The organism is Bacillus altaicus (assembly GCF_042136375.2).
GTDB lineage: Bacteria > Bacillota > Bacilli > Bacillales > Bacillaceae_G > Bacillus_A > Bacillus_A cereus_U.
The window spans coordinates 1,060,149-1,080,285 of sequence record NZ_CM143394.1 but is presented as its reverse complement, the minus strand read 5'-3'; the positions used below and the strand labels follow the sequence as shown (position 1 = coordinate 1,080,285).

Here is a 20,137-nt window from a genome sequence, read left to right as displayed (position 1 = left end):
AATTCATAGCACTTACATAGTTTTATAAAGAACAATTGAAACAGAAAAGCCGCATCTATAATAAGATACGACTCTATTCACTAAAATTCTATTTATATTCTCTTTTTAATATCGCTGTTAACTTTTTACCATCCTATCTAATTCTACGCATCTGTTCCATCTTGCCTTTTCTCTTTCTCCTTATCCTCTTTTAAAAAATCTATTCCACTTGAAGCAGCATTAATTGTGAAACATTGGAACAAATTATAAACAAAGCTTTTCAATTCAATTAGAGAATGCATTAATAGCCCTAAATACATTGTCATTAGTACAGAGGCAATTATCTCATTTGTTTGATGCGAGACGAATGGTAAACTCCAATCCGCAGATACATTCTTAAAAAATAACATCAACAATAAATTTAAAATAATTATCCCTAAATATAATAGACTAAGCCCAAAGAAATATAAGTTATATTCTTCAAACTTACTTTTATCAGCTTCACTTACTGTCATTAAGTTAATTAGTGTTGATCCATTCACAAGAGCTTGAAAAATTGCGTAACCTGTAATAATTACTGCGAAAGTTGGAACAATGATATCATTAATATTCCCTAAAAGATCTGTAAAATTCTCAATGTAATCTTCAGAATGAACTAACATACAATAGTGTATTGCAAAAAAGGCCACTGCTACTAGTACCAAAAATAAGAATCTGCGCTTTGAAGGGATTTGTAGAGCTAAACTCTTCATCACAATCTGATCAGACTTGGTATTCGGATCAGTCATCCTTCTTATACTTGCAATTAACTGATTCTTTTTCTCTTGGTTCATCGTTACCTCCTATCAACCCTTAAACATATTCTCTAATTTCCCAAACCATCTACCATATATACTTGTATTTTCTTCACTAGTATCAGTAAATTCCTCCTTATTTATAACTTTACCTGCTATATTATCTAGATCCTTATAAAGATTTCCTGTATCCTCTAAAGGTATTTTCATCTCTTCTGTAAAAGAATCATCTCTTAATGTTTTAGCTGAACCGTTATCGTATTCAACTCTAAGCGATGGCCGTACTAATCCTTTTGTGTCATCAAGCAGATCCACAACTTTCTCTTTATTGCCCGGCGTTTTTATTTCGACATGACCATTTTTACTCTCTACTTCATCTAGCATTTCTCTCAAGCTGGTTAATGCTTGTTTTCCATCAATATCACCATTCAAAGGATAAAAGCGCAGAATTACATTCTTAATTTTTTTCACCTTTCTCAATTCTTTCCTTATTGCATCTTCAAATGGAATAGCAACAATATTAAGGTTCACAGCAGGTAGCCTATCTTCTTTTTCCTCAATATCTTTATTGATCTTACTAATATAATCCTTCAGCACAAATTTCGCAGTTGCTGAAAAATTCCCAAGTGTCGGACTTCCTTTTTGATTCTTTACAATTACCATTCTATGATTCTTTAAATTTATTAGGAAAAATGAGTATGGATCAGAAGGGTAAATCTCATCAATTAACTTTAAACCTTTGCCTTCCTCATATATTGATTTTACTTCTAATTTTGTGCGCTTTATTAATAACCCACCTAGCATAAAATCCCCTTTTGTCATTATCAATCTTACATTTTCAAAAAAGTATGTGTTACCATCGCTTTCTCTTTTTACCGATTGTTGAAATGCTGGCATAATAATTTCTTCAAAGTAATCCAACATAGGCTTATTTTCATTTCCGAATGTACAATTAAAATTTGCGATGTATAAACTCTTTCCTGTTGCCATATAAACAAATCCCCCATTTACATTAATATATTACCCTAAAAATATGATAAAATCTGAATAATAATAAATGTGGAATTTCGCATTTATTATACAAAATATACAAAAAAGGATACTAAATGATGTATGTATTCCATCATTTTATGTCCCTTTTATTGTTTATACTCCTATATTCGATTAATCCCATAATCAAATCAACTAACCTTACTTCTCCACCATTTGAAAATCATTCCTCCAACAAAATTTCAATTATTCAATAATATACTATCTACGTAATTGCCTCATAAAGAACACACCGAACGAAAGTACCTTTAACTTTAAAATCTCTTTATAATAATATTTAAATATAAATCTTAATATAATAAAAAGCACTTCATAAGAAATGCTTTTTATCTCTATAATTTCTACTCTACACTCTCACACCTAAAATTCCTAAACCGTCTTGTAAGTATTTACCCAAAGAAATTTTCTCTGTTACCATATTAATAATAATATCTTTCTCATCCCATCCTTTTGATCCAAAGTAATGTCTATATTCCGAGTAAATCTTTTCTGGGGTGTCATTCTTATCATAATCTTGATCTCTTCCAAGATACATAACAACTTGGATTGCCTTTATTACCTCATAATCTAGGGCTTTTAAAAAATAATATAATGCATTTTCTCTTCTCTCTAACTCTTTTCCTGCGGATGAATTCTTAAACTCTTTAAGTTCTTGCATTCCACTAGGCGATACAGTCAAACTTTTCATTCCATACTTATCATGATAACTTTCATAATCATTTGCTAAATCGATTACAACCTTAAATACAACTTTTAATTCTTCAAACATTACCTTATCTCCCGTTTTTTCAATATATACATATATCCAATTCTACAGAAATTAGCAATTCCCTCTTTTAAAACACTTACTGATATTCGACATAAAAAGGAGCAACTATGCATTAGTTGCTCTTTCATCAAAGTCTTATAGTAACACTATAATTCAACCGTTAAACACATTTTGTGTAAATTACCACCCATTTAACTTCATGATTCAGGTTATATATTTTCTATATAACATTTCCCTTTCTAATTTTCTGATAATTATCTTTTTTAAAATTTAATATGTTTCTCATTTATATAAAATAAAATTATTTATTTTCCTCTTTCTGAACATATACATAAGCATCTTTCTGCTCTTTATGTACATCAACCTTCGTGCTCTCTGCAAGCTGACCAGCGTTTAGCAAAGAAAAAATAATGAGCGCTTCTAGTGACATTTCGTTTTACCACTCCTTTCTATTTGTGATACGTTTATCATATCGCTTACATGTGATTTCCGTATGAACTCGAAAAGGAGATTAAAACAAAAAAGTTACAGGACTGCTAACTTTATTTTATCCCCGAAATAGTTTATTAAAGTAAATTCTCACGATGTAATAACCAGAAAATGGGAGGTTCGATTCATTTTGACAATAAACCAAATGGTTCAATTCGGTAGTTCATTTATACTGTTTATTACTTCAGCACTTATTAGTTGGTATCAAGGAAGTAATTTAATCGATTATCCTGATGAATGGAAATATAGTGCGAAGTTTACGAATTACTTTAAAGGGACAGTTTTAAATTATGAAGATATTTATCAAATCGATTTCTTTATATATGCAGCAAAGTTTTATCCCACAGCATTTGTTGTTATGTTAATTAGCTTACTTTATATGCTCGTATTAATTCTTCATATTCTATTTAAAAGAAATCATGAGGCAATTTAAATGCATACATAAAAACCCCGAACGATAGACTTTTCAGCCTACCATTCGGGGTACTATTTGTTTTAAATTCGTTTCTGATTAGTAACGAATTAAGAAATATTTCTTCTTACCGCGGCGAATGATTGTAAATTTACCTTCGATGCGGTCGTTTTCTGTTACAACGTAGTCTAACGCTTGTGTACGCTCACCGTTTACGTAGACTGCACCGTTTGTTACATCTTCACGTGCTTGACGTTTAGATGGTGAAATTTTGCTTTCTACAAGTAAGTCGATTAATACTGTATCTTCTGCAGTACGTTCTACAGATGGTACGTCTTTGAATCCTTGCTCGATTTCACTTGCAGTAAGTTCTGCTACAGAACCACTAAATAATGCAGCTGAAATTTTAATTGCTTGCTCTAACGCTTCTTCGCCGTGAACAAGTTTTGTCATTTCAGATCCTAATGATTTTTGTCCTGCACGTTTTTCTGGCGCTTCAGTTACTTGCTTCTCAAGCTCAAGAATTTCTTCATGAGATAAGAATGTGAAGTATTTTAAGTATTTAACTACATCACGGTCATCTGTATTGATCCAGAATTGGTAGAACTCGTAAGGAGTTGTTTTCTCTGGGTCTAACCAAATTGCGCCGCCCTCTGTTTTACCAAACTTCGTACCGTCAGATTTTGTAACAAGCGGAATTGTTAAACCGAATGCTTTCGCATCTTCTTCTGATTTACGGATTAATTCAAGACCAGCTGTAATGTTACCCCATTGGTCACTACCACCGATTTGAAGACGGCAATTGTGTTGTTGGTATAAGTTTAAGAAGTCGTATGATTGTAAAATCATGTAACTGAACTCAGTAAATGAAATACCAGTTTCTAAACGAGATGCTACTGTATCTTTTGCTAACATATAGTTTAAACCGAAGTTTTTACCGATATCGCGTAAGAATGTAATTACATCTAAGTTACCAAGCCAGTCATAGTTATTAGCCATCGTTGCTGGGTTGCCCACATTTTCAAACTCTAAGAAGTTTGAAAGTTGGTTTTTAATGCTTTCCGTGTAGTAAGCAACTGTATCTTTCGTATTTAATGTACGCTCTGCTTTTTTACCACTTGGGTCACCGATCATACCAGTACCACCACCAACAAGTGCGATTGGTTGGTGACCAGCTAATTGGAAACGACGTAACATTAATACTGGTAACATATGACCAATATGTAAGCTATCCGCTGTCGGGTCGAAACCACAGTATAATTTAACGCTTTCTTTTTCTAATAATTGCTCTAATCCCTCAGCATCTGTTTGCTGATTAATTAGCCCGCGAAATTCAAGATCTTGTAAAATACCCATATCCTACATACTCTCCTTTAAGTTCATTACTGGCGTGAAGGTTGAAAACATAAAAAAATCGCCCCTTCAAATAAGGGACGATTTTGATCATCGCGTTACCACCCTAGTTGCAGACAAAAAAGCCTACCACCTTATTTACATAACGGCTTAGCACCGTCTTTTCCCTTTTGAATATAACTCAATCGAAAAAAGATGCTCTAGGGGCGTAATTCGCGATCATCTATGTGCTGATTTTCACCGACCATCAGCTCTCTAAAACAGGGAAATGATCACTACTTCTCCCTTTCCACGCTCAATTATTCATATACTTTTCTTTATAACATTATTTACTAGTATGTGTCAAATTGAAGAAAATAGGAGATTTAATTCGAATTATAAAAGTCTTTTACGTTATAGAAATTATTAAATTCCTCTTTCGTCCCTTTTGTAAATTCCATTCTTCCTGAAGCAGTATCTTCTTGACTAAAATAATACAGCATTCCATCTTTTAATTCTAATGTTGTCATTACATTTTTCCCGCGATCAGTCACGTAGAAGTTCACAGTATCTCGTTTATGATTTACGACATTTCCTTGAATAACTTTTTCTTTTCTCCCTTTATCATAGAAGACCATTTCAATATACTCATCATTTATTTCTCGAATTTGAATATAGTTATGATATTTTTCCGTATACCAATAACCTTTCATCGTATTAAACGGAGATGAATTCATATAAATAAGGACGATACTACTAATGATAATTAAGAAAGCAAGCAAACCTCTTTTTACTAATTTTTGCTCCCACAACATAGCCATCTTACTCTTTACAGGTAATTTTTCTTTATTGTCTACTTCAGTCACGAAATTATCTTTTCTTATTTTCTCTAAATAATGACCACAACCGCTACAATAATTATCGTAATCTTGAATTTTTCCTCCACAATTAGAACAATGTCTCACTTTTTCCACCTCTATTCCACATTAAATATTAATATATTAACATGAAACACCATAATAAATAGAATAATTTTAGGTCTAACAAAAAACATACCGTTTTCAAATACGGTATGTTTTTCACTCAAACGACTAATAGTATTGTTAGCAAAGAAAGAACCGGAACACCAACTAATAACGATACATGAAACACAACCGATAAATCATTCCCAATCGTCGCTTCCACAGGATCTTTCGCTGGAGAAGCAAGAAATCCAAGTAATCGATCAAAGCGACTTACCGTGTTTGGAAAATCCGGTATTTCTACATGGTCACTATCTAAATGCTGCTTTAATTTATATTCATTCTTAAAAGGATTTTCGCTCAATTTCATCCACCTCCAGCAATTGTTTCAATTTCTTTATCCCATTATGAAGTCTCGACTTCACTGTTCCAACAGGAATATCTAGTACCTCTGCAATCTCTTTTTGCTGCATATCATGATAATAAGAAAGAATCAGGACCGCTCGCTGTTCTTCAGGAACTTTCAAAATTGCATCTCTTACCGTGAGCCGGTCTTCGTGGGAAAACTCTACCTCTTGCATTGGTACTAAAAACGGTAAGAGCGAATGCCACTTTTTTCTTCTATTTAATTTATTAATCATAAGACGATAACCGATTTGAAATAAATACGTTTTTACTTTGCCTTTTCGGGTTTCATACATGTGTTTCTTTCGTTCTAACGTCAAAAATGTATCTTGCACAAGGTCGATACTTAATTGTTCATCTCGGTTAAAACGATACAAAAATGTATATAGCGCTGGTTTGATTAAAACATATAGCTTTGCTCCCGCTTGTTTATCTCCATTTTGATACGCAAGCATGAGCTCCTCCTCAATCCCAATCTGCGCCATGATTTTTGATCTCCTTTATTCCTTTTAACGTTAATGAAATTCGGGAAATTAAATATACACTTGCGACAATAATCCACACTTGTGATTGATTCGTAAAAAATTGAACATATGGGTTTTGTATTGTATGACCAGTTGAAACTAAAATATTTAACGCCTGCACACATATGCATGCATACACGGCAAGACAAACCGAAATAGTATCAAATACATTCCAGCGAAAATACACTTTTGTTTTTGTAAAATCAATTTTATATCCTTTTTTCCGTACTATATATTTTCTATCAAACGGAATAATAATTGAAAACATAACAATCATCATGACTCCAGCTGTAATCATTGAAACTTTAAATCCAATTGGCATTGGCAAAAACAATCCACAAGAAAATACAACTATAATTCCAATTAAAGCAAAAGTAAGCATCAATTTATTGGACATATAAAAAACCTCCCTCATCTATTCTTTCATAAATGTATACAGACGAGGAAGGCGCTTCGTTCAAATATTATTTTATTTTTTTTATGATTCTCGCAGGATTCCCGCCAACTACTACATTATCTGGTACATCTTTCGTTACAACAGCGCCAGATGCGATGACAGCATTGTCTCCGATTGTTACGCCCGGATTAATAATAGCCCTTCCGCCAATCCATACGTTATCGCCAATGGTAACTGGTTTTCCGTATTCGGTTCCGCTTATGCGCTCTACTGGATCAAGCGGGTGCGTTGCTGTATAAATGTGAACACCTGGAGCTAACATACAGTTCACTCCGATTGTAACTGGGCATACGTCTAAAATCGTACAGTCAAAGTTTGCGTAAAAGTTTTCACCAACGTGAATGTTATAACCGTAATCACATCTAAAAGAAGATTCAAGATGAATGTTATCTCCAGTCGTTCCGAATAATTCTTTTACGATTGCACTACGTTCTTCTAATTTTACTTCTGATGTTTCATTTAACTTTCTTGTTAATATACGAGCTTGCTCTCTCTCTTGTACTAAAACCGGATCAGCTGGTATGTACATTTCCCCTTGTATCATCTTTTCTTTTTCTGTTTTCATCGTACTATCCCCTTTAACTTATATATATAAGTTGATCATAACATAAAAAAGAAAGGTCTGAACGTCATTTCGTTCAGACCTTTCTCTCTTAATCTTCCATCGTCGACAAATCGCCTGTTGGTAAGTTTAATTCCCACGCTTTTAATACGCGGCGCATAATTTTACCACTTCTCGTTTTCGGTAATTTATCTCTAAATTCAATTTGTCTTGGCGCTGCATGAGCTGCTAGGCCTTTTTTCACAAATTGACGAATCTCTTCTTTTAATTCATCAGATGGTTCGTATCCCACCCGAAGCGCGATAAATGCTTTAATGATTTCCCCGCGCACTGGATCAGGAATACCAATTACACCGGCTTCTGCTACAGCAGCATGCTCGATTAATTTACTTTCTACTTCAAACGGACCAACACGCTCACCTGACGTCATAATTACATCATCAATACGTCCTTGGAACCAGAAGTATCCATCTTCGTCCATATAAGCTGAGTCACCTGATACGTACCAATCTCCCGGCATGAAGTAAGAATCATATTTTTGTGGGTTATTCCAGATTCCACGCATCATAGCTGGCCAACCTTTACCAATCGCTAAATTCCCCATTGTGTATGGAGGCACTTCATTTCCTTCATTATCAACAATCGCTGCTTTCACACCTGGAATTGGTTTGCCCATTGAACCTGGACGGATTTCCATACAAGGATAGTTACAAATAACTTGTCCACCTGTTTCTGTCATCCACCACGTATCATGAATACGAAGTCCAAATGCGCTCATACCCCAGCGAATTACTTCTGGATTTAATGGCTCACCAACACTTAATACGTGACGCACTTGTGATAAATCATATTTTTTAATTGCGTCTTGTCCAGCTCCCATTAACATACGGAACGCTGTTGGTGCGCTATACCAAACTGTTACACCGTAATCTTGTAACGCTTCATACCACGCTTCTGGACTAAAGCGTCCACCTAAAATAACATTTGATGCCCCCACTAACCACGGTGCAAAAATACCGTAAGCTGTTCCAGTTACCCAGCCAGGATCAGCTGTACACCAATATACATCATCTTCTTTTAAGTCTAATACCCATTTCGCTGTTTGATAATGCTGAACCATTGCGTTTTGTGCATGAAGGACGCCTTTTGGCTTACCAGTAGAGCCAGATGTGTAATGAAGAATTAAACCGTCTTCACGGCCTAACCACTCGATATGTAATTCTTTTGAAGCTTGTTCAAATAAAGGATTGAACGCTACAGTTTTACCGCCTTCTTCTGCATTGTCTCCAACAAGGAAGACTATTTTTAAAGCTGGTAAATCATTTAATGGTATGCGCTCTAACAATTCAGGAGTTGTAATTAACACCTTCGCTTCGCTATCTTCTAAACGATCGCGAACTGCGCCTTCCATAAATGCTTCAAATAATGGTCCAACAATTGCCCCTAATTTCACTGCACCTAGAAGTGCGAAATATAATTCTGGGGAACGCGGCATAAAAATAAAAACGCGATCGCCTTTCTCAACATCGCCATAGTTTTTCAGGACATTTCCTGCTTTATTAGAAAAGTCCTTCATTTCCTTAAACGTATATTTCTCTTTTCGCGATCCATCTTGATAATAAAGTGCTACTTTATTCTTTCGATCGGATTTCGCATGCTTATCAATTGCCTCATACGCCATATTTACTCGGCCAGTTTCATTCCAAGTAAAATTTTTTTTAACCTCTTCCCAGTTAAAATTCGCGTATGCCTCTTCATAATTCGGCAAATTATTTTCTCCTTTAATGACAGGAAGCGTTTCCACTTTCATACTTTACATCCCCCTCCTATGTATTCTATTATCTATTATAATGATATTATTTAAAATTTTCAGTATATTTGTTGATTTTTAGACAAATTTTTAATGACAAAATTCGATTCACATCGCATATATTATAAAGTACGATATTAATAGATTCACAAACCCTCAAGGTGGTGAGCAATAAATTGATTCATAAAAAAATATATAATGCCAGAAACTTAAAAACAGCGAAAGGCACTTTAATTATTGAAGGTCCTGTCTCTACACATAATCTTGAAATGTATGAATTTCATCCAGACTTAATTGCGTTTCGTCCTGCCGAGCAGCAATATAAAGCAATTGTCGAAATTTCTAAATTACCAGAAGCTCGTCTCATTATTGCTAGACATGACCAAACGATCGTTGGATATGTTACATACTTATATCCTGATCCGCTCGAGCGATGGTCAGAAGGAAAGATTGAAACCTTAATTGAACTCGGGGCGATTGAAGTTGTCCCAGCCTTTCGCGGTTGCTCTGTCGGAAAAAACTTATTAGAAGTTTCAATGATGGACGATCATATGGAAGATTACATTATATTAACGACAGAATATTATTGGCACTGGGATTTAAAACAAACAGGCTTAAATGTTTGGGAATACCGAAAAGTAATGGAAAAAATGATGAATGCCGGTGGTTTACAATGGATGGCTACAGACGATCCTGAAATTTGTTCACACCCCGCTAACTGTTTAATGGTTCGCATCGGTAAGCGCGTCGATACGGATTCGATTCAAGCATTCGATCGTCTACGTTTTCACAATCGTTTTATGTATTAATAAAGGGGGCAACTGGAATGATTGTAGAAGAAATTATGAACCAAAATGTAGTAACATTGCATCCAGATGACACAATCGAAACAGCAATCCGAACAATACGTACGAAAGGTATTCGGCACATTCCAATTGTCGATCAAAATAATCACGTAGTAGGCATTATTTCTGACCGGGATGTAAGAGATGCAAGTCCATCAATTCTTGATGAACAAGTTTCACTCGATATGCTACAGCAACCGCTCGAGCTTATTATGAAACACCCTGTTATGACTTGCCATCCTCTTGATTTCGTTGAGGAAATTGCTACTTTATTTTTTGAAAATAAAATTGGCTGTCTCCCTGTTACAAAGGCTGGAAAGTTAGTAGGAATTATTTCCGAATCTACAGTACTGCACACATTAGTGAAATTAACAGGAGCACATCAGCCTAGTTCACAAATTGAAATTCAAGTGAAGAATGAACCTGGTATTCTCGGAAAGGTAGTTGCTATTTTTAGCAATTTACAAATTAATATTGTGAGCGTTCTCGTCTATCCAGCAAAAGACGAGAATGATAAAGTACTTGTTTTCCGCATTCAAACGATGAATCCACTAAGAGTGATTCAAGCACTCGAAGCAGAGGGCTACCGCGTATTATGGCCAAACATAATGGGGATGCAAGCATGAGCAGCGCCTTCATTTATTCGGATGACTTTCGGGGCTATTCTTTTAGCCCTGATCATCCTTTTAACCAACTACGCGTCACACTTACGTATGATTTATTACAAAAGAGTGGTTTTATCTCCCCTTCTCAAGTCATCTCGCCAAGAATGGCTACAGATGAGGAAATTGCATTCATTCATACAGAGGAGTACATAAATGCGGTAAAACTTGCTGGAGAAGGAAAGTTAGAAAAATCAATTGCGATGACATATGGGCTCGGAACAGAAGATACACCGATGTTTCCAAATATGCATGAAGCAAGTGCATTACTCGTTGGCGGAACATTAACAGCTGTCGATGCTGTTCTTTCTGGGAAAGTAAAGCACGCCCTCAATTTAGGCGGCGGCTTACATCATGGCTTTCGCGGTAAAGCATCTGGCTTTTGTATTTATAACGATAGCTCTATCGCAATGAAATATATACAGAAGAAATACGGTTTACGCGTTTTATATATTGATACAGATGCTCATCACGGTGATGGTGTACAATGGTCTTTTTATGACGACCCTAACGTATGCACCATTTCATTACACGAAACTGGGCGTTATTTATTCCCTGGAACTGGCGCAGTAAATGAACGTGGACAAGGTAATGGATATAGTTATTCTTTTAACGTTCCACTCGATGCTTTTACAGAAGACGAATCGTTTTTAGATTCATATCGAACAGTTGTAAAAGAAGTGGCAGCATACTTTAAACCGGATATTATTTTAACGCAAAATGGTGCTGACGCTCATTATTACGATCCACTTACACACCTTTGCGCAACGATGAACATTTATCGTGAAATACCGAAGCTCGCTCGTGAAATCGCTAATGAATATTGCGACGGTCGCTGGATTGCTGTCGGCGGTGGTGGCTATGACCACTGGCGCGTCGTACCAAGAGCTTGGGCACTCATTTGGCTCGAAATGAACAACATCCAAAACATCTCAGGTTATCTCCCTCCAGAATGGATTGATGCTTGGAAAGGACAAGCAGAAACAGAACTTCCCCTCACATGGGAAGATCCAGACAACATGTATCAACCTATCCCTAGAAAACCAGAAATCAAAGAAAAAAACGCATTAACTGTAGCGAAGTCTCTTGAAATTATTCGGAATAATATGACAAAATCTTTGTATTAAGTAGAAAGGAGGCTCGTTTTTTGAACAGCCTCCTTTTATTTATTGTCGGTTTCTGTCGGTAAGTCGATATATTTTAATAATCGCTGATATATTTCGAGTTGCGGTCGATATAATCGAAAAATCGCTGATATATTTTTAGTTACTAACCGACTTCTCCACTCTAATGAAAAAAGGTAGTGATACTATGTGGAAACAACAAATAGTCAATACAAAGCGCGGCACATTCGAAATTTTTACAAAAGGCAATGGCGAACCACTTTGCATTACACATCATTATTCACAGTTTAATAATACAGGTGATTATTTTGTGGATGTTTTCACTGCTACACATCGTGTATTCCTCGTTAATTTGCGAGACACCGGTAACTCTGTAAAAGCCCAGACAGAAAACGAATTAAGTATGATTGAAACTATTCACGACTTAGAAGCAATAAGAGATGCTTTACAACTTCCATCATGGCATTTCGCTGGTCATTCAACAGGCGGTATGCTTGGAATTTTATATGCCATTACATATCCAAATGCCTTACAATCATTAATTGTGGTCGGGGCTGCAGCGAGCGATTATACGAAAACATCAAATTGTATTTATCATCCAGAACATACACAGTTTCATTATATGCAAGAACTTATTGAAAACTTAAAAAGCCCTCATCTTACAAAGGAAGAACGAAAAGAATTATCTACTAAGAGAACCAAATTATCATTGTATAAACCTGAAAACTACAACTCTTATTTTTGTAAACCAATCCAAAAAACAATGTCCGCTAGCCGGATGAATGCTTTCGCCAATGAATATCCGTCATTTGATTTAAGAGAGAATTTACCTTCCATCCAAACAAAGACCCTTATTATATGCGGAAGACATGATGTACAGTGCCCAATTCAATATTCTATCGAGATGCATGATGGCATATGTAATTCTATCTTCATTCCATTTGAGAACAGCAACCATTATCCTTTTTTAGAAGAAGCAACTCCGTTTACTTCTTCTACTCAAACATTTTATAAATCATTACGCCAGTACCGTTATTATTAAGGAAAGCTCACAGCCTCTATAAGACTATGAGCTTTTTTCAAAAGAAATATTTCACACTAAAAACAACTAAAAGAACACAAGAAATAACAACTAAACCCACATCAAGTAATACTGCCTTTTTATCTCCTTCTTTTAAACTTATCATAAAACTAGAAATTATTTTAATTGCAAAAAAGATCATCATAAATAACCCACCGAAATGATCATTTGTATAATCTTCATCATAAAACATTTGTATTGCACCAATAATTAATAAGATAAGTATGATATTAGTTCCAATCTTTAAAGCCTTGTTTGATTTATTATTCTTTAATTCAACCCCCAAAATCTAACACTCCCTCTCAAACTATCGTGCGTGTTAGCAAAACAAAGATGTTTGATCTCTCTTTATATTTTAACATAAATTACCTAATATTCCCTTTTCACTTAGGCAACGAGTAAAATACCAACATTACAAAAAATCGAGCATAAAACCTTTATGATTTTATACTCGATTTAATCTGTCATTTATACAATTGTCCTACGCTCTCTGAACTATTTCCCTACAAATGCAACTTGTTCGCCAGTCGCCCAGCCTCCCATCGGTACAACTGTATACTTCATTCCTTGCTGCAGAGTTGCACCGTTTTGTAAGTCAAAGATTCCTACTGCACCTTTTCGAGAGCTGAAGCGATATTGTGCTTCTACTTTCTTTCCATCTTCACTTTGTAACTCTACTTTTCTACCAGCAAAGAGTTCCATGCTCGGATCTTTATCTAATGTAACTTGAATAGATTTATTGTCTATTGCTTCTGCACTTCGAATGACTAATGGAGCGATAGACGAAGCAGTAAATTTCGGATTTTTAACAGTTATCCAGTCAGACGTAATTGTGTACTCTGTTCCTGGTTTCAACGTTTGCCCTGCAGGTAAGCGGAATTTAGGCGCTTGTCTACCATCTGCTGCTTGTGTAAACGGAACATATCCGACTTCAATTTTTTCACCTGAACTTGCTGTAATCGTTAGTTTTCTATCACGAAGTGAAGAAATGATTTGATATTGGTTACCATCTTTATCTTTATTTTCTTCATCTAATTGGAATGCTTGATTACCTCTTCCTGCTTTATACGCTTCAATAATATTTGCATAATCTACCACACCCTCTTCTAAAAATGATTCAATTTCAAACGTATCATTTGTCACTTGCTTCGCTTGGCGAACATTAATCTTTTCCGAACTTCCTTCAAACTTTTCTTTTTTCCCGTCCTTATAACTTAACGTATATTTTTCACCTGGTTTTTGCACCTTTACAGGTACGATATATGTACTCGTTGCCCCTGTTTTTAGTCTCGGTACATTCACAATTTCCAGGCCATTACTAAACACGAAGTTTTTCTTAATAGCATCTAAGTTTTCTAATTTCACTTCTTCTTCTGATAACGGTTTAGCAAATGTTAGTTGTAATGTCATCGCATTTAATGGCTCTAGTTTCGTAATTGGTGCTTGCTGCTTTTTCTTCTCTTTTTTCGCCTCTTGCTTCGTTTCTTGTTTTGATTGCGCCTGCGTTTCTCCTTGCGCGCACCCTGTTACAAGTACTGTAAATCCAATTACTGCTGGTACTAAAAATTTCATTTTTTTCATCTTTATACCCTCCAAATTTATGATTAATATCTTCATTGTTTCCTATGATATTTATAATAAATAGCGGGTATAAATTGCCTATAAATAAATTATTAAAAAAAGATAAAATAAAGATAATATATTTTTAATCTCATTTTTTTCAATAAAAAAACCTATCAACAATTTGACAGATTCACTACACATTAAAGCGATAACCAGCTCCCCACACTGTTTCAATATATTGCGGATGAGCAGAATCTCTTTCAATTTTTTCACGTAGCTTTCTAATATGAACAACAACCGTTGCTAAATCGCCAGCTGAGTCTAATCCCCAAATGCGTTCAAATAACTGTTCTTTATTTAACACTTGATTTGGATGCATTACAAAAAATGTTAATAAATCAAATTCCTTCGTTGTAAACGCAACTTCTTTATTATTTATAAAAACTTTCCTCGCTCGCTGATCAATAGAAATCCCGTGAATGTATAATGTATCACGCTTCTTAACCATATTTCCTGATAATCTTTCATAACGAGAAATATGTGCTTTTACTCTGGCGACTAACTCACTTGGACTAAATGGTTTCGTTATATAATCATCCGCACCTAATCCGAGTCCACGAATTTTATCTATATCTTCTTTCTTTGCTGAAACAAGTAAAATAGGAATGTCTTTTTTAGCACGTATTTGTTTGCAAATTTCAAATCCATTCATCTTCGGAAGCATAATATCTAAAATAATTAAATCATAATCTTCCTTCAAAGCCATTTGTAAGCCTGTTTCTCCAGAATGCTCTACATCAACTTGAAAATCATGAATTTCTAAATAGTCTCGTTGCAATTCTGCAATACTTACTTCATCTTCAATTAGTAAAACTCTCTTCAATTCATTCACCACATTCCTGTACTTTTTGCAGCGAGAAGAAAATACTTGTGCTTTCTCCAAGCTTACTTTCCGCCCAAATTTCCCCACCATGTTCTTCAACAATTTGCTTCGCTATCGCTAAACCAAGTCCACTTCCACCTGTGCTAGAATTTCGTGATTGCTCTGCACGATAAAAACGCTCAAAAATATATGGAAGTGTATCAGATTCTATTCCTGATCCATTATCCTTCACTTTCACAATAACATTATTTTCAATGCTCGATACTGTTACGTTAATTTGCTTCTCTTCTTTATCCATGTACTTCACACTATTATGAATTAAATTCGATATAACTCTCTTTATTTTTTCGCGATCTGCCGTTACATATAATGATGATGCATGTAGTAATTGTAAGCAAACCTCTATACCTTCTTCACTTAAATCCATCTGCATCTCTTCTATTAAATCTTGCATAAACATATTTAACTCTATCGTTTCAAATTGAAATGGAACTCGGTTCAAATCGAGCTTCGAAAACAAAAATAGTTCATCAATGAGTGTGTCCATATGTTTTGCTTTCGTATGAATGGTTGTTAAATATTTATCCATTTTTTCCGGCGTATTTGCTACCCCATCTTTTATTCCTTCCACATAGCCTATAATAGATGTAATTGGTGTTTTTAAATCGTGAGAGATGTTTGAAATAAGTTCTTTTCGATTTTCTTCGTATTGCGTTTGCACTTCAATCGATTCTTTTAACTTCTTCCTCATTTCCTCAAACCCTTGATTTAATTGCCCTACCTCATCGTACGATGTAACTGGAATTTGAAAATCTAAATTTCCTTCTTTAATTCTCTCAGTTGCATCTTTCAATACAAAGATTGGTTTTATCACACTTCTTGAGACAAAATAACTTACTAGTCCAATGAGTAAAATGGCTAAAAGTAAAAGCGCTACGAATAAAATCGGAAATAATTTTTGTGTAAGATCTACGAACGAACTTTGCTTTTTTAGTACAAATATACTCCCTTCTTCATTCTCTGGAAAATAAAAATCAAATTTTACATATCGATAAAATGTACCATTTAGTTCCGTTGTGCCACGACTATTGATATTTGTCTTTTCAAATTTTGGAAGAGCTTCTTTTAAAGCTACGCTTTCAAATACTTTTGAAGCATATGAAATTGCTTCTCCTTTCCTTACAACTATTTTCACATCTTCCTCTTCGATCGATGACATGAACGATTCATCTAACAATTGTGATTGATTCTGTTTAGCCTCCGATTTCAATTCAAGAAAAATATTTTCTTCTTCCGCCGTCAGTGGCTTTTGGATGTAAGAACTCTTGTAGAAATTTTTCACTGATTCCAAATCACCCGTTATCGAAAAAACAATTAAAAATCCCGCGACTAATATAAGCGTAATGGAAACGAGAATAACGGCAATATAAGAAAATAAAAACCTTGTTTTAATAGACATAATTAAAATCCTCACTTTACCCCGCATTAACGGGCAGTAAGACTCCCACCTCAAAATTCGGCGAATGCGAAGGAGTTAGGTGGGAGTCGGACTGCCCATAAACGCCCGATTGGTTCAACTAATAATCAGTGGGGGATGAACCCTCCCCACTGATTAAAGTTTCACTTTACCTATCCTTCATATTCATAAGCATAAAAATATATGTTCAAATACTCAAGCGATTTTATAGTAATTTTAGCACCAGTTTATAAAAATTTAATGTTCCTATTTTACAGTTTAAATTAGGATGCCGAATTGCTTACAAAAGGAGGTTGAAATTCCATGTTCAAAAAAACATTAAGCATGATATGTTGCGTAATTTTTTTACAAGGATGCTCACAAGAACAAGAAGTTAAAAAGGAGATGACAAACATGGAGACAGCACTACTAACAGCTACTAAGAAACAAGAAACAAATACTGTTATATCATTACTCAAAAAAGGGGCTGACATAAATATAACGGACAATAAAGGACGTACTCCTCTTATGATTGCTACATACAAAAATGATGTAAAAACCGCCAAAGCTCTTATCGACGCTGGTGCTGACGTAAATATCCAAGATAATATGAAAAACAATCCATTTCTATACGCCGGTGCAGAAGGTTACTTAGACATTTTAAAACTAACGATTGATGCTGGTGCAGATCCAGCTCTGACGAATCGTTACGGCGGAACGGCTCTTATTCCAGCCTCAGAGCATGGTTATCTCGATGTAATAAAAGAACTCCTCACTCGAACAAATATCGATGTAAACCATGTAAATAACCTCGGATGGACAGCTTTAATGGAGGCCATCGTACTAAGCAACGGAGATGAAACACAGCAACAAGTCATTCAACTTCTTATTGAACATGGTGCTGATATAAATATTCCCGACAATGATGGTATTACCCCATTGCAACACGCCCGTGCTCATAACTTTGAAGAGATAGAGAAGATTTTATTAGCGACAAATAAATAAAAGCTCATTTCCTATAAAAAACGTATCATTTTCAAATCTATTTTTTGCCATTCTCCCCAGTCTATGCTACAGTTATTTCGTCACATAGCTATACAGCTAGACAACTTATATATTTATAATAGGGTGGGAAAAAAACATGAGCAAACCTCGTATTGGAATGATTGGATTAGGTAGTATTGCACAAAAGGCTTACCTTCCAACACTGACAAAGGAAACTGATTGGACTTTTGTGGGAGCGTTTACACCTAATGTTAATAAAAGAAAACAAATTTGCGAGCAATATCGTATTCAAGATTTCGCTAACCTTCAGGCACTCGCTTCAGAATGTGATGCGGCTTTCGTTCATAGTTCAACTGCAACACATTATGAGATCGTTTCTGAACTTCTCCAAAAGGGAATCGATGTTTATGTTGATAAACCGTTAGCAGCTACAGTGGAACAGGCTGAAAAATTAGTTGAAATGAGTGAAAAGTATAATCGAAAGTTAATGGTTGGATTTAACCGCCGCTTCGTTCCTATGTACGTTGCTGCAAAAGAGCAAGCTAATGATATTTCATGGGTTCGAATTGAAAAGCACCGCACAAATAAAGTGGGGCCATATACGTATGACTTTACTATGTTAGATGATTACTTACATATTGTAGATACTGCTCGTTGGCTAGCTAATGATGACCTTAACATCGTTCATAATATGATGCAAATCAATGAAAAGAACGAACTTCTTTACGGACATCATACATATACAACTGCAAATGGACTTTTACTTTCTACGGCGATGCACCGCCATGCAGGTACAAATTTAGAACAAATTGAACTTGTAACGGCAGGTAAAATCATTCGCGTAAAAAATATGAACACATTTGAAATTGAGCAAGAAAACTCCGTTTCACAAAGTGGTTCACCATCATGGGAGACAACGTTAAAGCAGCGCGGATTTGAAGATGCTGTTCATCATTTTATCCAATGTGTGCAAGGTGATACGAAACCGATTACAGATGGATTAGAAGGATTAAAATCTCAACAAATGCTCCAATCTCTACTGCAAGCTGTAAGCAAAAATTAAAACGGATACATTTTTCAGAATTTACTTTCATTCCCATTTCCTCTTTATTTCTCTCACAAATTTCTATAGAATATGTTGATAGGAATTATAAATTTCATAATGAATCGTGGAAAGGATGGGATTGACACATGTGGAACGAGTTTAAAAAATTCGCGTTCAAAGGGAATGTAATCGATTTAGCTGTCGGGGTTGTAATCGGTGCTGCATTCGGTAAAATCGTTAGTTCTTTAGTTAAAGATATCATCACACCATTACTTGGTATGGTACTGGGCGGCGTTAACTTTACAGATTTAAAACTTACATTCGGTAAATCATCTATTATGTATGGTAACTTCATCCAAACTATTTTTGATTTCTTAATTATTGCAGCTGCTATCTTTATGTTTGTTAAAGTTTTCAACAAGCTAACATCTAAAAGAGAAGAAGAGAAAAAAGAAGAAAAAGCAACAAAAGAAGAAGAAATTCTTGGCGAAATTCGCGACTTACTAAAACAACAAAACTCTTCTAAAGATAGAGCATAATTGCACGGATAAAAGGCATGCACCTCTCGGGACATGCCTTTTTTATATGCTATAACGTTTCTGAATTCATATGAATAAATGCAATAATACCTGCAACCATAAGTACCATAATGCTACCTGCAAATAGTGTAATACCGATAAACATTAAACTCGTACTTAAATCTATCGAAATACTTTCAGTAAAAATTGAAATTACATACGTGATAAGGGCGATTCCTGCAAGAATACTTCCTGGAACAAACCGCTTTAAGCCATTTTGTTTTAACGTCATATATGCAAAAATAGCAGTCATGCAAAGCGTAATTATCCAAAGAACGATCATCTTTTCTCCCCCCTCACAAGCCTTTTCTTTCTATTATACATGACATTGCCCTATAATAGTTAAATTT

General features: G+C 35.1%; 24 protein-coding genes and 1 other annotated feature. Of the genes, 8 read left to right on the top strand and 16 right to left on the bottom strand.

The annotated features are described in order from the left end of the window. Window positions 1-143: 143 nt before the first annotated feature. The 4 genes from ACE38F_RS05645 to ACE38F_RS05630 form a co-directional block, all read right to left on the bottom strand. Window positions 144-812 (bottom strand): hypothetical protein, encoded by a 669-nt coding sequence (locus ACE38F_RS05645; RefSeq protein ID WP_375370009.1) that lies wholly within the window; start codon window positions 810-812, stop codon window positions 144-146. 12 nt (window positions 813-824) lie between these two features. Beyond that, entirely contained in the window at window positions 825-1,763 is a 939-nt protein-coding gene (locus ACE38F_RS05640; RefSeq protein WP_375370010.1) for a hypothetical protein, read from the bottom strand. A 406-nt stretch (window positions 1,764-2,169) separates the two neighbouring features. Then, entirely contained in the window at window positions 2,170-2,592 is a 423-nt protein-coding gene (locus tag ACE38F_RS05635; RefSeq protein WP_375370011.1) for a hypothetical protein, read from the bottom strand. Window positions 2,593-2,893: 301 nt separating this feature from the next. Further along, window positions 2,894-3,022, bottom strand: coding sequence for a hypothetical protein (locus tag ACE38F_RS05630; protein ID WP_002015573.1), 129 nt, complete (start codon window positions 3,020-3,022; stop codon window positions 2,894-2,896). Between the two features lie 189 nt (window positions 3,023-3,211). Here ACE38F_RS05630 and ACE38F_RS05625 point away from each other — a divergent pair, with 189 nt between their 5' ends. Next, complete coding sequence (locus tag ACE38F_RS05625) at window positions 3,212-3,514, top strand: YjdJ family protein (RefSeq protein WP_375370012.1); 303 nt, start codon at window positions 3,212-3,214, stop codon at window positions 3,512-3,514. Between the two features lie 78 nt (window positions 3,515-3,592). Here the strand turns inward: ACE38F_RS05625 and tyrS are convergent, their stop codons facing one another. The 7 genes from tyrS to acsA form a co-directional block, all read right to left on the bottom strand. Continuing rightward, complete coding sequence (gene tyrS, locus ACE38F_RS05620) at window positions 3,593-4,849, bottom strand: tyrosine--tRNA ligase (protein WP_215554415.1); 1,257 nt, start codon at window positions 4,847-4,849, stop codon at window positions 3,593-3,595. A gap of 70 nt (window positions 4,850-4,919) precedes the next feature. Continuing rightward, window positions 4,920-5,147 (bottom strand) — a binding site (T-box leader). A gap of 64 nt (window positions 5,148-5,211) precedes the next feature. Beyond that, complete coding sequence (locus ACE38F_RS05615; protein ID WP_215554416.1) at window positions 5,212-5,790, bottom strand: zinc ribbon domain-containing protein; 579 nt, start codon at window positions 5,788-5,790, stop codon at window positions 5,212-5,214. A 118-nt stretch (window positions 5,791-5,908) separates the two neighbouring features. Further along, a complete protein-coding gene (locus ACE38F_RS05610) occupies window positions 5,909-6,151 on the bottom strand; it encodes a hypothetical protein (RefSeq protein ID WP_215554417.1) in 243 nt (80 codons plus the stop codon). Next, entirely contained in the window at window positions 6,132-6,677 is a 546-nt protein-coding gene (locus tag ACE38F_RS05605) for an RNA polymerase sigma factor (protein WP_375370013.1), read from the bottom strand. Before ACE38F_RS05605 ends, ACE38F_RS05610 begins: the two co-directional genes overlap by 20 nt. Next, on the bottom strand, window positions 6,658-7,113 hold the full coding sequence (locus tag ACE38F_RS05600) for a hypothetical protein (protein WP_375370014.1): 456 nt from the start codon (window positions 7,111-7,113) through the stop codon (window positions 6,658-6,660). The genes ACE38F_RS05605 and ACE38F_RS05600 overlap by 20 nt, the downstream gene beginning before the upstream one ends. A 67-nt stretch (window positions 7,114-7,180) precedes the next feature. Next, a complete protein-coding gene (locus ACE38F_RS05595) occupies window positions 7,181-7,738 on the bottom strand; it encodes a maltose acetyltransferase domain-containing protein (RefSeq protein ID WP_375370015.1) in 558 nt (185 codons plus the stop codon). A gap of 88 nt (window positions 7,739-7,826) precedes the next feature. Further along, entirely contained in the window at window positions 7,827-9,545 is a 1,719-nt protein-coding gene (acsA, locus tag ACE38F_RS05590) for an acetate--CoA ligase (protein ID WP_375370016.1), read from the bottom strand. A gap of 176 nt (window positions 9,546-9,721) precedes the next feature. Between acsA and acuA the strand changes: the two genes are divergently transcribed. The 4 genes from acuA (at window position 9,722) to ACE38F_RS05570 (ending at window position 13,218) form a co-directional block, all read left to right on the top strand. Then, the gene (acuA, locus tag ACE38F_RS05585; protein ID WP_215554421.1) at window positions 9,722-10,354 is read left to right on the top strand and encodes an acetoin utilization protein acetyltransferase AcuA; all 633 of its coding nucleotides are present in this window, start codon (window positions 9,722-9,724) and stop codon (window positions 10,352-10,354) included. A gap of 17 nt (window positions 10,355-10,371) precedes the next feature. Further along, on the top strand, window positions 10,372-11,016 hold the full coding sequence (locus ACE38F_RS05580; protein ID WP_375370017.1) for an acetoin utilization AcuB family protein: 645 nt from the start codon (window positions 10,372-10,374) through the stop codon (window positions 11,014-11,016). After that, entirely contained in the window at window positions 11,013-12,179 is a 1,167-nt protein-coding gene (acuC, locus tag ACE38F_RS05575; protein ID WP_375370018.1) for an acetoin utilization protein AcuC, read from the top strand. Before ACE38F_RS05580 ends, acuC begins: the two co-directional genes overlap by 4 nt. Window positions 12,180-12,342: 163 nt before the next feature. Further along, entirely contained in the window at window positions 12,343-13,218 is an 876-nt protein-coding gene (locus ACE38F_RS05570) for an alpha/beta fold hydrolase (protein WP_375370019.1), read from the top strand. A 37-nt stretch (window positions 13,219-13,255) separates the two neighbouring features. Here ACE38F_RS05570 and ACE38F_RS05565 read toward each other — a convergent pair whose 3' ends face one another. The 4 genes from ACE38F_RS05565 to ACE38F_RS05550 all read right to left on the bottom strand — a co-directional run bounded on the left by ACE38F_RS05565 (window position 13,256) and on the right by ACE38F_RS05550 (window position 17,162). Continuing rightward, window positions 13,256-13,543 (bottom strand): hypothetical protein, encoded by a 288-nt coding sequence (locus tag ACE38F_RS05565; RefSeq protein WP_375370020.1) that lies wholly within the window; start codon window positions 13,541-13,543, stop codon window positions 13,256-13,258. A 209-nt stretch (window positions 13,544-13,752) separates the two neighbouring features. Continuing rightward, on the bottom strand, window positions 13,753-14,838 hold the full coding sequence (locus ACE38F_RS05560; RefSeq protein ID WP_375370021.1) for a hypothetical protein: 1,086 nt from the start codon (window positions 14,836-14,838) through the stop codon (window positions 13,753-13,755). A 175-nt stretch (window positions 14,839-15,013) separates the two neighbouring features. Continuing rightward, window positions 15,014-15,703 (bottom strand): response regulator transcription factor, encoded by a 690-nt coding sequence (locus ACE38F_RS05555; protein WP_375370022.1) that lies wholly within the window; start codon window positions 15,701-15,703, stop codon window positions 15,014-15,016. Window position 15,704: 1 nt separating this feature from the next. Next, entirely contained in the window at window positions 15,705-17,162 is a 1,458-nt protein-coding gene (locus ACE38F_RS05550) for a sensor histidine kinase (RefSeq protein WP_375370023.1), read from the bottom strand. Window positions 17,163-17,483: 321 nt separating this feature from the next. Here ACE38F_RS05550 and ACE38F_RS05545 point away from each other — a divergent pair, with 321 nt between their 5' ends. The 3 genes from ACE38F_RS05545 to mscL all read left to right on the top strand — a co-directional run bounded on the left by ACE38F_RS05545 (window position 17,484) and on the right by mscL (window position 19,748). Continuing rightward, on the top strand, window positions 17,484-18,164 hold the full coding sequence (locus tag ACE38F_RS05545) for an ankyrin repeat domain-containing protein (protein WP_215554427.1): 681 nt from the start codon (window positions 17,484-17,486) through the stop codon (window positions 18,162-18,164). Between the two features lie 136 nt (window positions 18,165-18,300). After that, on the top strand, window positions 18,301-19,227 hold the full coding sequence (locus tag ACE38F_RS05540; protein ID WP_375370024.1) for a Gfo/Idh/MocA family protein: 927 nt from the start codon (window positions 18,301-18,303) through the stop codon (window positions 19,225-19,227). Between the two features lie 128 nt (window positions 19,228-19,355). Further along, window positions 19,356-19,748 carry a large conductance mechanosensitive channel protein MscL gene (mscL, locus tag ACE38F_RS05535; RefSeq protein WP_375370025.1) on the top strand — a complete coding sequence of 131 codons (393 nt, stop codon included), beginning with the start codon at window positions 19,356-19,358 and terminating at the stop codon, window positions 19,746-19,748. A 49-nt stretch (window positions 19,749-19,797) separates the two neighbouring features. On the opposite strand, the gene ACE38F_RS05530 is transcribed toward mscL, so the two are convergent. Next, on the bottom strand, window positions 19,798-20,070 hold the full coding sequence (locus ACE38F_RS05530) for a DUF3917 domain-containing protein (RefSeq protein WP_002112306.1): 273 nt from the start codon (window positions 20,068-20,070) through the stop codon (window positions 19,798-19,800). Window positions 20,071-20,137: the final 67 nt, after the last annotated feature.

Bases quoted from the DNA above. Each gene is read 5' to 3' on its own strand.
- ACE38F_RS05645 (WP_375370009.1), bottom strand. From the start codon at position 812: ATGAACCAAGAGAAAAAGAATCAGTTAATTGCAAGTATAAGAAGGATG.
- ACE38F_RS05640 (WP_375370010.1), bottom strand. From the start codon at position 1,763: ATGGCAACAGGAAAGAGTTTATACATCGCAAATTTTAATTGTACATTC.
- ACE38F_RS05635 (WP_375370011.1), bottom strand. From the start codon at position 2,592: ATGTTTGAAGAATTAAAAGTTGTATTTAAGGTTGTAATCGATTTAGCA.
- ACE38F_RS05630 (WP_002015573.1), bottom strand. From the start codon at position 3,022: ATGTCACTAGAAGCGCTCATTATTTTTTCTTTGCTAAACGCTGGTCAG.
- tyrS (WP_215554415.1), bottom strand. From the start codon at position 4,849: ATGGGTATTTTACAAGATCTTGAATTTCGCGGGCTAATTAATCAGCAA.
- ACE38F_RS05605 (WP_375370013.1), bottom strand. From the start codon at position 6,677: ATGGCGCAGATTGGGATTGAGGAGGAGCTCATGCTTGCGTATCAAAAT.
- ACE38F_RS05600 (WP_375370014.1), bottom strand. From the start codon at position 7,113: ATGTCCAATAAATTGATGCTTACTTTTGCTTTAATTGGAATTATAGTT.
- ACE38F_RS05595 (WP_375370015.1), bottom strand. From the start codon at position 7,738: ATGAAAACAGAAAAAGAAAAGATGATACAAGGGGAAATGTACATACCA.
- acsA (WP_375370016.1), bottom strand. From the start codon at position 9,545: ATGAAAGTGGAAACGCTTCCTGTCATTAAAGGAGAAAATAATTTGCCG.
- ACE38F_RS05580 (WP_375370017.1), top strand. From the start codon at position 10,372: ATGATTGTAGAAGAAATTATGAACCAAAATGTAGTAACATTGCATCCA.
- acuC (WP_375370018.1), top strand. From the start codon at position 11,013: ATGAGCAGCGCCTTCATTTATTCGGATGACTTTCGGGGCTATTCTTTT.
- ACE38F_RS05570 (WP_375370019.1), top strand. From the start codon at position 12,343: ATGAAAAAAGGTAGTGATACTATGTGGAAACAACAAATAGTCAATACA.
- ACE38F_RS05560 (WP_375370021.1), bottom strand. From the start codon at position 14,838: ATGAAAAAAATGAAATTTTTAGTACCAGCAGTAATTGGATTTACAGTA.
- ACE38F_RS05550 (WP_375370023.1), bottom strand. From the start codon at position 17,162: ATGTCTATTAAAACAAGGTTTTTATTTTCTTATATTGCCGTTATTCTC.
- ACE38F_RS05545 (WP_215554427.1), top strand. From the start codon at position 17,484: ATGTTCAAAAAAACATTAAGCATGATATGTTGCGTAATTTTTTTACAA.
- ACE38F_RS05540 (WP_375370024.1), top strand. From the start codon at position 18,301: ATGAGCAAACCTCGTATTGGAATGATTGGATTAGGTAGTATTGCACAA.
- mscL (WP_375370025.1), top strand. From the start codon at position 19,356: ATGTGGAACGAGTTTAAAAAATTCGCGTTCAAAGGGAATGTAATCGAT.
- ACE38F_RS05530 (WP_002112306.1), bottom strand. From the start codon at position 20,070: ATGATCGTTCTTTGGATAATTACGCTTTGCATGACTGCTATTTTTGCA.